Source organism: Arthrobacter sp. TS-15 (assembly GCF_006964045.1).
GTDB lineage: Bacteria > Actinomycetota > Actinomycetes > Actinomycetales > Micrococcaceae > Arthrobacter.
This window is the reverse complement of the sequence record NZ_SDXQ01000041.1, coordinates 63135-78496: the sequence shown is the minus strand read 5'-3', so window position 1 is coordinate 78496 and position 15362 is coordinate 63135. Positions and strand designations below refer to the sequence as shown.

At 61.8% G+C, this 15362-nt stretch carries 15 protein-coding genes; all 15 read left to right on the top strand.

All coding sequences use genetic code 11. From position 1 onward, the window contains the following. Positions 1-4: 4 nt before the first annotated feature. The 15 genes from EU811_RS17155 to EU811_RS17085 all read left to right on the top strand — a co-directional run bounded on the left by EU811_RS17155 (position 5) and on the right by EU811_RS17085 (position 15359). On the top strand, positions 5-1495 hold the full coding sequence (locus tag EU811_RS17155) for a UDP-N-acetylmuramoyl-tripeptide--D-alanyl-D-alanine ligase (protein ID WP_142939531.1): 1491 nt from the start codon (positions 5-7) through the stop codon (positions 1493-1495). Continuing rightward, positions 1492-2601, top strand: a complete 1110-nt coding sequence (gene mraY / locus EU811_RS17150) for a phospho-N-acetylmuramoyl-pentapeptide-transferase (protein WP_142939530.1) — start codon at positions 1492-1494, stop codon at positions 2599-2601. Before EU811_RS17155 ends, mraY begins: the two co-directional genes overlap by 4 nt. Next, a complete protein-coding gene (murD, locus tag EU811_RS17145; protein ID WP_142939529.1) occupies positions 2583-4172 on the top strand; it encodes a UDP-N-acetylmuramoyl-L-alanine--D-glutamate ligase in 1590 nt (529 codons plus the stop codon). The genes mraY and murD overlap by 19 nt, the downstream gene beginning before the upstream one ends. A gap of 2 nt (positions 4173-4174) precedes the next feature. After that, positions 4175-5476, top strand: a complete 1302-nt coding sequence (gene ftsW / locus EU811_RS17140; protein ID WP_142939528.1) for a putative lipid II flippase FtsW — start codon at positions 4175-4177, stop codon at positions 5474-5476. A gap of 6 nt (positions 5477-5482) precedes the next feature. Continuing rightward, entirely contained in the window at positions 5483-6601 is a 1119-nt protein-coding gene (gene murG / locus EU811_RS17135; RefSeq protein ID WP_142939527.1) for an undecaprenyldiphospho-muramoylpentapeptide beta-N-acetylglucosaminyltransferase, read from the top strand. Further along, on the top strand, positions 6598-7968 hold the full coding sequence (gene murC / locus EU811_RS17130) for a UDP-N-acetylmuramate--L-alanine ligase (RefSeq protein ID WP_142939526.1): 1371 nt from the start codon (positions 6598-6600) through the stop codon (positions 7966-7968). Before murG ends, murC begins: the two co-directional genes overlap by 4 nt. After that, positions 7961-8878: an FtsQ-type POTRA domain-containing protein gene (locus tag EU811_RS17125; RefSeq protein WP_142939525.1), complete on the top strand. Its 918-nt coding sequence runs from the start codon at positions 7961-7963 to the stop codon at positions 8876-8878. The genes murC and EU811_RS17125 overlap by 8 nt, the downstream gene beginning before the upstream one ends. 217 nt (positions 8879-9095) lie before the next feature. Then, positions 9096-10316 carry a cell division protein FtsZ gene (gene ftsZ, locus EU811_RS17120; RefSeq protein ID WP_024820475.1) on the top strand — a complete coding sequence of 407 codons (1221 nt, stop codon included), beginning with the start codon at positions 9096-9098 and terminating at the stop codon, positions 10314-10316. A gap of 27 nt (positions 10317-10343) precedes the next feature. Continuing rightward, complete coding sequence (locus EU811_RS17115) at positions 10344-11111, top strand: polyphenol oxidase family protein (protein ID WP_142939524.1); 768 nt, start codon at positions 10344-10346, stop codon at positions 11109-11111. Further along, positions 11104-11862 carry a YggS family pyridoxal phosphate-dependent enzyme gene (locus EU811_RS17110; RefSeq protein ID WP_142939523.1) on the top strand — a complete coding sequence of 253 codons (759 nt, stop codon included), beginning with the start codon at positions 11104-11106 and terminating at the stop codon, positions 11860-11862. The genes EU811_RS17115 and EU811_RS17110 overlap by 8 nt, the downstream gene beginning before the upstream one ends. Positions 11863-11947: 85 nt before the next feature. Continuing rightward, positions 11948-12484: a cell division protein SepF gene (locus EU811_RS17105; RefSeq protein WP_142939522.1), complete on the top strand. Its 537-nt coding sequence runs from the start codon at positions 11948-11950 to the stop codon at positions 12482-12484. Between the two features lie 106 nt (positions 12485-12590). Then, positions 12591-12878: a YggT family protein gene (locus tag EU811_RS17100; RefSeq protein WP_024820479.1), complete on the top strand. Its 288-nt coding sequence runs from the start codon at positions 12591-12593 to the stop codon at positions 12876-12878. 156 nt (positions 12879-13034) lie between these two features. Continuing rightward, positions 13035-13733 (top strand): DivIVA domain-containing protein, encoded by a 699-nt coding sequence (locus tag EU811_RS17095; RefSeq protein ID WP_142939521.1) that lies wholly within the window; start codon positions 13035-13037, stop codon positions 13731-13733. A 98-nt stretch (positions 13734-13831) separates the two neighbouring features. Beyond that, positions 13832-14440, top strand: a complete 609-nt coding sequence (gene lspA / locus EU811_RS17090; RefSeq protein WP_142939520.1) for a signal peptidase II — start codon at positions 13832-13834, stop codon at positions 14438-14440. Then, entirely contained in the window at positions 14433-15359 is a 927-nt protein-coding gene (locus EU811_RS17085) for an RluA family pseudouridine synthase (RefSeq protein WP_142939519.1), read from the top strand. The genes lspA and EU811_RS17085 overlap by 8 nt, the downstream gene beginning before the upstream one ends. Positions 15360-15362: the final 3 nt, after the last annotated feature.

Sequence of the window (15362 nt, the reverse complement as noted above, 5' to 3'; positions counted from 1 at the left end):
CGAGATGATTGCACTTACTGCGGCGGAGATCGCCGACATCACCCATGGCCGATTGACCGGAGATCCGGACATCGTCCCCACCTCCGTCGTCACTGATTCCCGGGAAGCGACGCCCGGATCGTTGTACGTGGCCAAACCCGGCGAGCACGCTGATGGGCATGACTTCGTCGATGCCGCATTCGAACGCGGTGCCGTCCTGGTTCTCGCCGAACGTGAAGTGACCGACGCCGACGGCCGCCCTTATCCCGCCGTCGTGGTTAACGACGCTGTGGTGGCCATGGGCGAGCTGGCAGCGGAATCTGTCAGCCGCATCCGTGCTGAGCGTAAGAGCCGCGGCGAGGACTTCACCGTCATAGGGATCACCGGTTCTGCGGGCAAAACCACCACCAAGGACCTCCTTGCCGGTGTATTGTCCACCGCCGGAGCCACGGTGGCGCCGCAAGGCTCCTACAACGGCGAGGTAGGTGTGCCGCTGACGGTCTTTGCCGCGGACGCCGGAACCCGCTTCCTGGTGATCGAGATGGGCGCTACCGGCCTGGGCCACATCAAGTACCTGGCCGAGATGGTCAAGCCGGACATCGGTGTGGTTCTGGTGGTTGGCACGGCCCACGCCGGTGAATTCGGAGGCGTTGAGAACATCGCCAAGACCAAGGGCGAATTGGTGGAAGCACTGGGGGAGCGCGGCACGGCTGTGATCAACCTCGCTGATGGCCGCGTCGCTGCCATGCGCACCCGGACCAAGGCCAAAGTGTTGGGCTTCACGGCCTCGCCGGCCACCACTGAAGAAGTGGAAGCGCGCAACGTTGTGGTCAATGAGCAAGGCTTCCCTGATTTTGATTTGGTACTGCCCGACGGCGGCCCGGCCGTTGAGGTGCGAAGCCGCCTGATCGGTGGTCACCATGTCACCAATCTGTTGGCAGCAGCCGCCGCCGCGTTCGCCGCAGGCATCCCGGCCGCTGACATCGCATCCTCGCTCAGCTCCCAGTCCGCAGCCAGCCGCTGGCGGATGGAACGGACTGAACGTGAAGACGGCGTCACCATCATCAACGATGCTTATAACGCAAACCCCGAATCGATGCGGGCTGCCCTGCGCACGCTGGCGGACCTGGGACAAGGCAGAAGGACCTGGGCAGTTCTGGGAGCCATGCTAGAGCTGGGCGAGGACTCCATCCGTGAACACACTGCAGTGGGCACCCAAGTGGTCCGCCTGAACATTTCCAGGCTGGTGGTGGTGGGGCGTGAAGCCCGTGCGCTCTACGTCTCCGCCATCCAGGAAGGCTCCTGGGGTGACGAATGTTCCTTCACCGAGACAGTGGAAGAAGCCTACGAGCTCCTTCAAAATGAGCTGGAGCCCGGCGACCTGGTGCTCTTCAAGTCCTCCAACGGTGTGGGCCTTCGGCATTTGGGTGATCGGATAGCATTACCTCCACGGGCCGAGCCCACCGGAGACAACGCGGATGAAGCTGCCGCAAGCGAAGGGAACGAGCTGCTGTGATTGCACTTTTGATCGGCGCTGGCGTCGCCCTTCTGGTGGCCCTGATCGGGACGCCCCTGTTTATCAAGTTCCTTGTGGCCAAGAGCTACGGACAATTCATCCGGGACGACGGACCGACGTCCCACCACACCAAGCGCGGCACGCCCACCATGGGCGGAACCGTAGTGGTGGCCGCGGTACTGATCAGTTACTTCGTGACACACCTGATCATGTGGATCATGAATCCGGCCTCCGCCGGCCCCTCGGCATCTGGACTGCTGCTGCTGTTCCTCATGGTGGGCATGGGTTTTGTTGGCTTCCTCGATGACTTCATCAAGATTTCCAACAAGCGCAGCCTTGGCCTGAACGCACGCGCCAAATTGATCCTGCAGGCAGCTGTGGGCATCATCTTTGCGGTGTTGGTCCTTCAGTTCCCCAACGAGGACGGCCTGCGGCCCGCATCCACGCAAATTTCCCTGGTGCGCGACATTCCGTGGCTGGACCTCGCGTTCGGCGGGACAGTAGTGGGCGCCATCCTGTTTGTGCTCTGGTCCAACTTGATCATCACCGCAGCTACCAACGGCGTTAACCTGACCGACGGCCTGGACGGCCTGGCTGCCGGAGCGTCCATCATGGTCTTCGGCGCTTACACCATCATGGGAATTTGGCAGAACAACCAGGCCTGCGGCTCACCACGGGAAGCCGGCAGCGGTTGCTATCAGGTCCGGGACCCCATGGACCTCGCCCTGTTGGCCGCGATTCTGAGTGCCGCCTTGGTGGGATTCCTGTGGTGGAATACCTCACCTGCCAAGATCTTCATGGGTGACACAGGTTCCTTGGCCATTGGTGGTGCCGTTGCGGCGTTCGCTATCCTCTCACGCACCGAACTCCTGCTTGCGTTCATTGGCGGGCTCTTTGTACTCATTACCTTGTCCGTCATCATCCAAGTGGGCTTCTTCAAGCTGAGCGGCGGGAAACGCGTCTTCAAGATGGCTCCGCTGCAACACCACTTTGAATTGAAGGGCTGGGCAGAAGTTACGGTGGTGGTCCGGTTCTGGATTCTCGCCGGGCTCTTTGTGGCTGCGGGCCTTGGAATTTTCTACGCTGAATGGGTGGTGCTGCTGTGAACGAAAGCCCGGAAACTCTGTCATCGAACGCTGAGAGGCTCAGCACACTGACCAGCTGGGATGCCGACTGGTCAGGTCTGCGCGTTGTGGTGACAGGTATAGGTGTCTCCGGCTTCGCTGCAGCCGACACACTCATCGAACTCGGCGCAAAAGTTGTTGTGGTTGACGCAGCCACCAGCGCCAAGGCCAAGGCCCAGGCCGACACCCTCAAGATCGTGGGTGCCGTTGATGTGCTGTTAGGGGAGGAAGCCGTGACGGCTCTCCCGTTGATCGACGGAAGTTTGCCGGACCTCGTGGTCACGTCGCCAGGATGGCGCCCGGATCAGGCCCTGCTTGCCGCGGCCAAGCGCAAGCACATCCAAGTCTGGGGCGACGTCGAACTCGCTTGGAGGCTGAGGGAGCGGGCAGGGCGCAAGACCGCGGACTGGCTGACGATTACCGGTACCAACGGCAAGACCACCACGGTTGGCATGGCCGAATCCATGCTGCAGGCGGCCGGGCTCAAAGCAATCGCCGTGGGAAACGTCGGCACCCCTATTCTTGACGCACTCCGGGATCCGGTGGACTACGATGCTTTCGCTGTTGAGCTCTCCAGCTTCCAGCTGCATTGGAGCCACTCGTTGTCTCCTGTGGCGAGCGTCTGCCTGAACGTTGCCGAGGACCATGTTGATTGGCATGGATCCTACGCCTCCTACCTCGCGGACAAAGCCAAGGTGTACGAGAACACCCAAAAGGCGGCGATCTACAACGCCGAACAGATTGAAACTGAACGTATGGTGGAAAACGCCGACGTCGTTGAGGGATGCCGGGCCATCGGTTTCACCACCAACACGCCGGCCATCAGCATGGTGGGCGTGGTGGATGGCCTCCTTGTTGACCGGGCCTTTATTGCCGAACGCAAAGACTCTGCCGCGGAACTTGCCTCAATGTCCGATCTTGGCCCGGTGGCACCCCGCCACATGGTGGCCAATGCCCTTGCGGCGGCGGCCCTGGTGCGGGCCTACGGAGTTGATGCCGCATCCGTGAAACAAGGCATCCTCAATTACCTGCCAGGTGCCCACCGCATCCAGTTGGTGGCGAACCACAAAGACGTCTTGTGGATCAACGACTCCAAAGCAACCAACCCGCACGCAGCCTCCGCGGCACTCTCGGCTTTCCAGAAGGTTGTATGGATTGCCGGCGGGTTGTCCAAGGGCGTCAACTACGACGACCTCGTCAAAGAGCACGCGCCCAGGCTCAAAGCCGTAGTCCTTATCGGAACTGATACTGAGGCACTGGAGGGGGCCCTCCAGCGACACGCACCCGATGTCCCCGTGATCGCGCCTTCAAAGGGCGACACTGAAGGAGTGCAGACCGCAGCCGGAGACGCAGCTTCGCCTATCTACGGTGAGACCATCATGGCCCGGGCAGTGGCATCGGCGGCCGAGGTGGCTGCCTCTGGCGATACCGTGCTGATGGCACCGGCGGCTGCATCCATGGATCAGTTCTCTTCCTACGCTCACCGTGGCGACGCTTTCGTCCTGGCAGTTCGCGAGCTTGTGGAAGGGCAGGCACCGACCACCGAGGAGTAACAATGGTCAGCACGCCCACCCGCACCCGCGGCAAAGAACCCCGGGACGGGAAGCCCAAGCCGGCATCAGGTGACGGCAGCCGCCCCTCAGGGCTCCGCGGACACCTGCGTGGCTTTTGGGAGAGCCTTGAAGGAAAGAGCAAGGCACCTAACAGCTCCACCTACTATCTGATTCTCGGCTGCGCCCTCGCGTTGACGGCGATCGGGATCATGATGGTGTTGTCCGCGTCAAGCGTTGAAGCCATTTCCGAGGGCAAGTCGCCCTATGCTGATGCCCTCAAGCAGGCGCTCTTCGGTGTGGTTGGACTCATCGCCATGTACGTCATTTCGCGGACCAACGTGAACTGGATGAAGAAACTCTCCTGGTGGGCGCTGGGGGCCGTCATTGTGCTCCTAGCCTTGGTCCAGGTCATGGGCAACACCGTCAACGGCAACAAGAACTGGATCGACATTGGAGGTATCACCCTCCAGCCCTCGGAGATGGCCAAGCTAATCCTCTGCGTGTGGATCGCTGCCGTTCTGGCGCGGAAGCAGAAACTCCTTAACCGTTGGATGCACGTCATCATTCCGGTGGTTCCCGGTGCAGGACTCGTCATTGCCTTGGTGATGTTGGGCAACGACCTCGGAACTGTGATCGTCATCGCGGCCATTACCGCTGCCGGGCTGTATTTCGCCGGCGTTCCCGGCCGCATGCTGGCCATTGCCGGCGCGGTTGGCGCCCTGGGCGCCGTCCTGGGGACCATCAGCAGCCAAAACCGGATCTGCCGGATCACCTCGTGGTTGGGAACAGCCTCCACGCAGTGCACCGAGCAGTTTGACTTCGATTTCCAGTCAACCAATGGCATGTACGGCCTCGCACAGGGGAGCTGGACCGGATTGGGCCTTGGCCAAAGCCGGCAGAAGTACAACTGGCTGCCGGAGGCGCACAACGACTTCATCTTTGCCATTATTGGCGAGGAGCTGGGACTTGTTGGAACCATCGTGGTCCTGGTCCTGTTCGCCATCCTGGGTATCGCCATCTTCCGTGTAGTCGTGAGGCAGACCGACCCGTTCCAACGCACGCTGGCTGGTGGAATCATGGTGTGGCTGCTCGGCCAGGCGAGCATGAATATGGCGGTGGTGACCCAACTTCTTCCTGTGGTGGGGGTGCCCCTTCCGTTCATCTCCTATGGTGGCTCCGCGCTGATCATGTCCCTCTGCGGTGTGGGCGTAGTGTTGTCTTTGGCCCGCGGCCAATTGCCGGCGCAGCAGCGTTCAGGATTCTTCCCGCGCCTCATGTCCAAGACTGCACGAAAGCGTACCTAGCACTTCATGACTTTTGACTCCGCAAACGCGCCCAAGCCGTTGTCCGTCGTCCTTGCCGGCGGCGGGACAGCCGGTCACGTCAGCCCGCTGTTGGCGATTGCCGACGCCATCAAGGACAAACGTCCGGAGGCCGCCATCCTGGCTGTAGGGACGCCGTCGGGCATGGAAACCCGTCTCGTCCCGGCGGCCGGGTACCAGCTCGCAACCATCGACCGTGTTCCCTTTCCGCGGCGGCCGTCAGCGGACCTCCTGAAGCTGCCCGCCCGCTTGAGCGGCGCGGTCCGGCAGGCCCGGCACATTTTGGAGGCCTCCGGCGCGGATGTTCTGGTGGGTGTGGGCGGGTACGTCTGCACGCCCATGTACCTTGCTGCACGCAAACTCCGGATCCCCATCGTCATCCACGAGGCCAACATGAAGGCCGGCCTGGCTAATCGCGTCGGCGCCCGGTTCAGCAAGCATGTTGCCGTGGCATTTGCCGGGACGCGCTTGAGGGGGGCCCGCCACGTGGGAATGCCCATGCGCCGGGCTATCTCGCAAGTGGACAGGGCTGTTGCGGCGCCTGCGGCAAAGGCCGCGCTGGGGCTTGATGCCCACCGTCCGGCCTTGATCGTCACAGGCGGCTCCTCAGGGGCGTTGAGCATCAATCGTGCCATCACCGCAGCTCTCCCCGCACTGGCCGCTGCCGGTATTCAGACCCTCCACATCACGGGCAAAGGCAAAGCCGTCAAGGATGACGACGGCGGACTCCTCGCCGCCGACGGCTACAGGCAGGTTGAGTACGTGGACGGCATGGAGAACGTCTACGCCGCTGCCGACGTCATTCTGGCCCGTGCCGGTGCCGGCACCGTCAGCGAGGTAGCGGCTGTGGGAGTCCCCGCAGTGTTCGTGCCCTTGCCCATCGGGAACGGAGAGCAGGCGCTGAACGCCGCCCCCTTGGTTGCCGCAGGCGGTGCACTGATGATCGATGACAAGGATCTCAGCCCGGAGTGGCTCCGGACCGAACTGATTCCGCTGCTGACAAACCGCAGCAAACTCAATGACATGGCTCGGAAATCCGAAGCACTTGGTATCAGAAACGCCGATCAGCGGATGGCTGATCTTGTCTTGGAAGCGGTATCCGCATGACCACCAGCATCGCCCGGCTCGAGTCCCTCGGACGCGTCCACTTCATTGGAATCGGCGGAGTGGGAATGTCCGCCGTCGCGCGCATTATGGTGGCGCGGGGCATCCCCGTCAGCGGCAGCGATGTCAAAGACCTGCCCGTGATGCGTGACCTCGCCGTGGCAGGTGCGCGTATTGCGGTCGGCTACGACGCCGGAAACCTGGGCGATGCCCAGACGGTCGTGGCTGGTTCAGCCATCCGGGACGACAACCCGGAGTTGGTGGCGGCGCGTCAGACCGGGTTGCCCGTGCTTCACCGTTCGGAAGCTTTGGCCGCCACCATGGCCGGGCACCGGGTTGTCACCGTGGCAGGTACCCACGGCAAATCCACTACTACGTCGATGGTTGCGGTACTCCTCAAGGAAGCCGGTCTGGATCCCTCCTTCGCGATCGGCGCGAACGTGCCGGCACTGGGCGTCAACGCAGCCCACGGTGAATCCGATATTTTCGTGGCAGAGGCCGATGAGTCGGATGGGTCATTCCTCAACTACCGTCCGTTGATTGCGGTGGTTACCAATGTCGAAGCGGATCACTTGGATCACTACGGAACACCGGAGGCCGTCTTCGCGTCCTTTGATGAGTTCGCCGCGCTCCTGCCTTCCAACGGCGTCCTGCTGGCATGCGCCGACGACGCCGGTGCCCTGGCCTTGGCGGAACGGACAGCCTCAAAGGGGATAACGCGCGTCCTGACGTACGGAACATCATCTGCTGCCGATGTCCGGCTTCATGACGGCGGTCCGGGCGATGTATCCGTTGCCCTGGGCGGAGCCGTCCATGGCCTTGAACTGCAAGTGCCGGGACGGCACAACGCCCTGAACGCCGCAGCGGCGTTCGCAGTCGCCGTCGAACTCGGCGTGGAACCGGGCGCTGCCGCGGCTGCGCTGGGCCACTTTACCGGTGCTTCACGTCGCTTTGAGTTCAAAGGCCAGGGCAGGGGAGTGCGGGTCTATGACGACTACGCCCACCATCCCACCGAGGTCCGCGCAGCATTATCGGCAGCGCGCTCAGTGGCCGCCGGCAAGAAGGTGCACGTCCTATTCCAGCCGCACCTGTTTTCGCGGACCCGTGAGTTCGCCACGGAGTTCGCCGCTGCTTTGGACCTGGCGGACACCGCATTGATTTTGGACATCTATCCTGCCCGCGAAGATCCCATCCCGGGGGTCACGAGCACGCTGATCACCGATCACTTGGTGAACGGCCGGCTCGTTTCAGCCGGTGAAGCCGTGGACGCCGTGGTGGACGCTGCAAGCGACGGCGACGTGGTCCTGACGGTCGGGGCCGGAGACGTCACTGCCTACGGGCCTGCCATCGTGGCGGCATTGGATGGCTAACACCCGGAAACCCACCTTCAAACCGGCCACGGAGCCGCGCCCCGGCAAGGCGGAGAGGTCCGGAGGTGACCCAATGGAGGTCATCAGTGCACAACGATCTGTTGACACTGACCTCAAGGCCCCGGTGGCGTCGGGTCGCCCCTCGAAGCCTGGCGGTGCCGCGAAGGCCGGCAAGGCGCCAGGGACTGACAACGTCATTGCTTTTCCTGAGCCCAGGAACCGACGTCAGCGGAGACTGGTGCTCTGGACGCTCTCGATGGTGGCTTTGGTGGTCGGATCCTTGATCGCAGGGGCCATCTTTTCTCCCGTGTTGGCAGTGCGCACAATAACCGTGGACGGAACATCGCTTGTGACGCCGGATGCGGTGCAAAAGGCGCTGTCAGGCTTGGAAGGCAAGCCGTTGCCGCAAGTCAGCGAACAGGAGATCAACGAGCTCCTGAAACCACTTGTCCAGGTCCGTTCGGCAACCATGGAAGCACGGCCGCCGTCCGAGTTGCTGGTGCACGTGGACGAGCGCGTTCCTGTGGCACTGCTCAAGCAGGGTGACAGCTACGTGATGGTGGATGTAGATGGCGTTCAACTCGGAGCGACGCAGGATTTGGCCGCCGTAGCCCTGCCGTTGATCGACGCTGGCGTGGGCACCACCAACACGGAGTTGTTCAAGGCGATTGCCGCTGTTCTGGACACCCTGCCCGCGGACATCCTTGCCAGGATGTCTACCGCCTCTGCAGCCTCGCCTGACGCCGTTGAGCTGAAACTGGTGGACGGAAAGACGGTAGTCTGGGGCAATGCCGAGGACAGGGAACTGAAGGCCAAGGCACTCGAGGCGTTGCTGAGGATGCCGGCGGACCCAAAGGTCCCGGTCAGTATCTACGACGTCAGTGTTCCCCGGCATCCATTCACAAAATAGGCAGTATTGAGAACGTAACCTGCGGGCCGGCGGTGGCCTTATTTCACGGCAATCACACGACACGCGCAAGCGGAGATTGCATGTGGGAACCAGAGGAAATACCGTCGCAGTAGAGTTACTTGACATAACTATAACCTTCAACTAGAGGGTTAAGGTCCAAGGATTCAAGTTGGACTCGATCAGTTTCGCTATAGGACACAAGCAAGGGGCACGAAACGTGGCAGCACCGCAGAATTACTTGGCCGTCATCAAGGTCGTCGGCATCGGCGGCGGTGGCGTGAACGCAGTCAACCGTATGATCGAGGTCGGCCTTCGGGGCGTCGAGTTCATCGCCATCAACACCGACGCGCAGGCGCTGCTCATGAGCGACGCCGACGTCAAGCTCGACGTCGGACGTGAGCTCACCCGTGGCTTGGGTGCAGGAGCGAACCCGGAGGTCGGAAAGCAGGCAGCAGAAGACCACGCCGACGAGATCGAAGAAGTTCTCCGCGGTGCTGACATGGTCTTCGTCACGGCAGGCGAGGGCGGTGGCACCGGTACCGGTGGTGCTCCCGTGGTCGCGCGCATCGCCCGCTCCCTCGGTGCGCTGACCATCGGCGTCGTGACCCGACCCTTCACCTTCGAAGGCCGGCGCCGTGCAGGCTCTGCCGAGGCTGGAATTGACGCCCTCCGCGACGAAGTCGACACCCTGATTGTGATCCCGAACGATCGCCTTCTGTCCATCAGCGACCGCAATGTCTCCGTCCTGGACGCCTTCCGCTCTGCGGACCAGGTACTCCTGTCCGGTGTCCAAGGCATCACTGACCTCATTACCACTCCCGGCCTGATCAACCTTGACTTTGCTGACGTCAAGTCAGTCATGCAGGGCGCGGGGTCTGCCCTCATGGGCATCGGTTCCGCCCGTGGTGAAGACCGAGCCGTCAAGGCTGCGGAACTGGCCATCGCCTCGCCGCTCCTGGAGGCCTCCATTGACGGCGCCCACGGTGTCCTGCTGTCCATTCAGGGCGGCTCCGATCTGGGCCTGTTCGAAATCAATGAAGCCGCGCGCCTGGTGCAGGAAGTGGCCCACCCCGAAGCGAACATCATCTTTGGTGCCGTCATTGACGACGCCTTGGGAGATGAGGCTCGCGTGACAGTCATCGCAGCGGGCTTCGACGACGTCAAAGCAACCTCGCCTTCCATGGATCAGTCCCGTCCGGCCCAGAACCCGGTGCCTTCGGAAAGGCCTGCTGCTCCGAGCAGTGCGCCGTCCAACGCTGCAGCCCCGCAGCACGCCACGGCAGGTATCGGTGCTGCAGGCCTGAGCAACTGGGGCCAGCAGCGTCCGTCGGCCTTGCCTGCGGACTCCGGCTTTGACGTCGACCTCCCTGCAGTTGTTGAACCCGACCTTTCGGGCAGCCGCTCCGATGATCTCGACGTTCCTGACTTCCTGAAGTAAGCCGCGGTTCGAAAGAGTCAGTACCAGGTGTTTTGGTGGCGAAATGAAGTACGACCCGGCGTTTCTGTAGCCTTCACGGATACAGGCGCCGGGAACCTGGCTCTCCACGTACAGGACGACCCCACGGAAGTGATGGTTCGTCGTGCCCGGGTGGAACACACTCTCGGCTTGTGCCCGGACGGTTCGCGTACGCGCCAGTTCCAGTACATGAACCAGGTCCATGGAAATCATGTGGAGTTCATTGCAGCTCATGGACCTGGACCAACCGCTGATGCCATGGTCTCCGCTGCCCCTGTACCGTCTGGACAGCATGCAGTCGCCCGCCCGCCTGCAATCCCCGGGCTATCAGCACAGCCTTTGGCCGTGATGGTAGCCGATTGTGTTCCGGTTCTGCTGGTTGGTAGCGACTCCAACAACAGCCCCGTCCTGGCTGCTGCCCATGCCGGGCGTCCCGGGGTCGCTTCAGCCGTGGTGCCCGCAACTGTCGCGGAAATGCGGCGTCGGGGAGCTGTTGATATCAGCGCTTGGCTCGGACCGTCCATTTGTGGCTCGTGTTACGAGGTCCCCGAACAGCTGCGTGCCGAGGTGGCAGAAAAAATACCTGAAGCGTGGTCCTCCACATCGTGGGGTACACCTGCCCTTGACCTTCCGGCGGGTGTACGCGCGCAGTTGCACTCACTGGATGTCCCCGTGGAGTACTCGGGGGAATGCACCCGTGAAAACGACTCCCTTTTCTCTTACCGGCGGGACTCCCGGACCGGTCGATTTGCAGGTTTGGTGTGGACGCATGACTAGCCTCGAAGACGGCAACCAACAACGGGAAGAATCATCCAGTGATCCCCGCACGGCTGAGCTGTCGGCTCGGCTGGAGGTGGTGCGGCAGCGGATTGACGTCGCTACCCGCACTGCAGGACGGCTTGACCTGCCGCGGTTGGTGGTGGTGACTAAATTCCATCCGGCGGCCGATGTTCGCCGCCTGGTGACACTTGGTGTCGAGGATGTCGGCGAGAACCGCGACCAGGAAGCGGCCTCCAAGACTGCTGAACTCTCCGGGATTGACGTCCGATGGCATTTCATCGGCCAGCTTCAGAGCAATAAGGCAAAGTCGGTGGTCAAGTATGCTGCTTCGGTCCAGTCTGTTGACCGCGTGCAGCTGGTTGATGCTCTGGCCAAGGCCGTCGCCAGGGAGAAGGATGCCACGGGGCGCAGCGATCTTGACTGTTTCATCCAAGTCAGCCTGGATGACGACGCCGGCGCACACCGGGGCGGCGCCACGCCCTCCGATGTTGAGATGCTCGCGGAAAGAATCGAGCTGGCGGACGGTCTGGTGTTGTCCGGACTGATGGCCGTGGCGCCTTTGGGGGCTGATCCGAATGTGGCCTTCGAGCGACTCGCGGGGATTTCCAAAGCGCTCCGCGCAGTGCATCCGGCCGCAACAGGTATATCCGCCGGCATGAGTCAGGACTTGGAAGCCGCCGTGAAGTTCGGAGCGACACACCTGAGAATTGGCTCCGATATTCTCGGTTCCCGTCCGGCCGTGGGGTAGCGTCAAAGTATTGGAATGACGGGCCGGGGTTCCAATATGTCAAGTCATGGCGGCCCGCCTACTGCAGAAACGATAGGAGTGCACCATGGCTGGCGCTCTGCGCAAGACAATGATCTATCTTGGGCTCGCCGACGGCGATGAACACTACGAATCTGAGCAGTCCGTCGCCACGCAGCACGATGAAGAACGCCCCCAGGCACAGGAACGGGAAGAGCGCCGTGCGCCCGCTCCCGTCCGGGAAGTTGTCCGTGAAATGCCCACTGTAGATGCCGAAGAGGAATACCGCGCACCCGTGACACCCATCAAGCGTGCGGCATCCAGCCGCGAAGATGCCTCGGGCCTGAGGCAGATCACCACCGTCCATCCTCGTTCGTACAACGACGCAAAGGTCATTGGCGAGAGCTTCCGGGATGGCATTCCGGTCATCATGAATGTCACTGACATGGGTGAGTCCGATGCCAAGCGGCTTGTGGACTTCTCCGCCGGCCTCGTCTTCGGCTTGCACGGCAGCATCGAGCGGGTGACCAACAAGGTCTTCCTGTTGTCGCCGTCGTACGTTGAGGTCATCGGGGACGACAAAAAGGCCAGCGAGACGCAGGCCAGCTTCTTCAACCAGAGCTGACAACAGTCTTTTGCAGATGCCAGGCGGGTCAACCCGCCTGGCATCTGTGTTGCAATAGTAGGGACCGATCGGCATTCCGGAACAAGTGGGAGATCTGAGCTAACTCGTGGGCATTGTTTTCGGCCTTATCTATATTGTGTTGTTGCTGTTCTTCATCGCCCTGATCATCCGACTCATCTTCGAATGGGTCCAGATGTTCGCCCGCCAGTGGCGGCCCAGGGGTGTGGCGTTGGTTACAGCTCATGTGGTCTACTCCGTCACTGATCCTCCCCTTAGCAGGCTCAGGAAGCTGATCCCGCCCCTCCAACTTGGCGGAATCTCCTTGGATCTTGGGTTCTTGATCCTGATTATTGCCGTCAGCATAGCCATGGCAGTGACCAACAGCCTGGCGTAGTTGCTCCGCGGAACCCGGGCCACCGATGGTCCATAGGCCGCAAATTCTCCAAATCAACACGATGGTGTTGAATTGGAGGAACAAGATGATATTTAGGTACCGTAGTTTTGAACGGCCGGAAGGCCTACTGACTAACTAGACCAACGAGGTGACCAGATGGCTTTGACGCCAGAAGACGTTGTCAACAAGCGCTTTCAGCCGACCAAGTTCCGCGAAGGCTACGACCAGGACGAGGTTGACGACTTCCTCGACGAGATCGTGGTGGAACTTCGCCGCTTGAACCAGGAAAACGACGAACTTCGCAAGAAGCTCGGCGAGGCCGGTTCGGCCGTTCCCGCTGCAACTGCTGCGGCTCCGGTCGTCGAGAAGGTTCCGGCCCCGGTCAAGGTTGACAAGGAAGCTGAGGCGAAGGCGGAAGCCGAAGCCAAGGCCGCAGAAGATGCCAAGAAGAAGGAAGCCGAGAAGGCAGCAGCCGCTGCTGCAGCTCCGAAAGCACCTGCTGCAAGCAATGGCGTCACCACGTCCGCTGAGTCCGCTGCAGGTCTGCTGGCCATGGCGCAGCAGATGCACGACAAGCACGTTTCCGACGGTGCGCAGCAGAAGGAAAAGATCATTGCCGAGGCTCAGATCGAGGCTTCCAGCCTCGTCAACGACGCCCAGGAGAAGTCCCGCAAGATCCTTGGTGCCCTTGAGCAGCAGCGCTCCGTTCTTGAGCGTAAGGTTGAGCAGCTCCGTGGTTTCGAGCGCGACTACCGTTCACGCCTGAAGGCTTACATCGAAGGTCAGCTCCGCGACCTTGACGCCCGTGGTTCCGTCGCTGCCCCTGAGGTTGGCGAAGCAACCGCTGACGTTTAGCAAGTATTCTGAAAGCCGGTGGCTGAGGACTCCTCGGCCGCCGGCTTTCTCTGTTAAGAGACCGACAGCAGCCCGCACGCTTCCCGAATGAAAGCACTATGACCGACGACTTCACCGCTGAGGCCACACAGCCGACGCCTGCCGGACGCCGTAAGTGGCGTCCTGCCATGCTCTGGCTTTTTGCCGGCTTCGCCGTGTTCGCCTACGTTTTTGACCAACTCACCAAACTTTGGGTCACCAGCACCATGACGGAGGGTGAGCGCATTCCGGTGCTGCCTCCGCTGCTGCACTGGTACTACATCCGCAACTCCGGGGCGGCATTTTCCATCGGCGAGAATGTGACGTGGGTTTTCACGATCGTCATGGCTGTGGTCTCTGTGGCGATTCTCTTTCAGCTGCGAAAGGTGGGCTCGGTCTGGTGGGCGCTATCCCTGGGACTGCTCTTTGGCGGTGCCCTCGGCAACCTGACCGACCGCTTGTTCCGCGAGCCGTCTTTCGCCATGGGACATGTGGTGGATTTCATTCAGCTGCCGAACTTCGCCATCTTCAACATCGCAGACTCGGCGGTGGTGTCCGGCGTCGTCATTATCTGCCTCCTGACCTTGCGGGGGGTTGGCATGGACGGAACCCGTCATGTGGCAGCGCCAAAGCCGGCCAAAGATGCCAAATCCGCCGGCGGCACCAACGGGGAGCCCGCTGGTGAGTAAATCCATAGTGGTTCCCGAGGAGCTGGCCGGGGCGCGAGTTGATGCCGGACTGGCACAGCTTCTGGACATTTCCCGCTCTGCTGCCGCGCTGCTGATTTCAGAAGGAAACGTCACCAGCGGCGGAGTTGCGCTGGGTAAATCGGCGAAGCTCGTTGCCGGTACATTGCTTGATGTCACGGTTCCCGAGCGGCCGGATCCCCTGGAAGTCGTGGAGGAAGTTGTGGAAGGCCTGAAGATCCTGTTGGACGACGACGAATTCGTTGTCATCGACAAACCGGTGGGGGTCGCAGCCCACCCTTCACCAGGCTGGGTGGGCCCCACAGTAGTGGGAGGCCTTGCCGGAGCAGGTTACAGGATTTCTACGTCGGGAGCGCCCGAGCGTGCGGGGATTGTTCACCGGCTGGATGTGGGGACATCCGGTGTCATGGTGGTGGCTAAGACCGAGAACGCTTACACGGTGCTGAAGAAGGCCTTCAAGGAACGCACCGTGGACAAGGTGTATCACGCAGTTGTTCAGGGACTGCCCGATCCTCTTCAGGGGACCATTGACGCCCCCATCGGACGGCATCCCGGCCACGACTGGCGGTTCGCCGTCATCGAGGACGGCCGACCCTCAGTGACCCACTATGAGGTCCTGGAAGCTTTTGGTAAGGCGACCCTGGTGGAAGTGCATCTGGAAACGGGGCGCACCCACCAGATCCGCGTCCACTTCTCAGCGCTGCGGCATCCTTGTGCCGGCGACCTCACCTACGGAGCGGACCCCCGCCTGGCTGCCACCCTTGGTCTCACCCGTCAGTGGCTGCACGCCCGTCAACTTGGATTTACCCATCCCCGCTCCGGCGATTGGGTGGAAGTCAGCAGCGAATATCCGGCGGACCTCCAGTACGCTCTGGATCTGCTGGCCACTGGCTCCGCATAGACG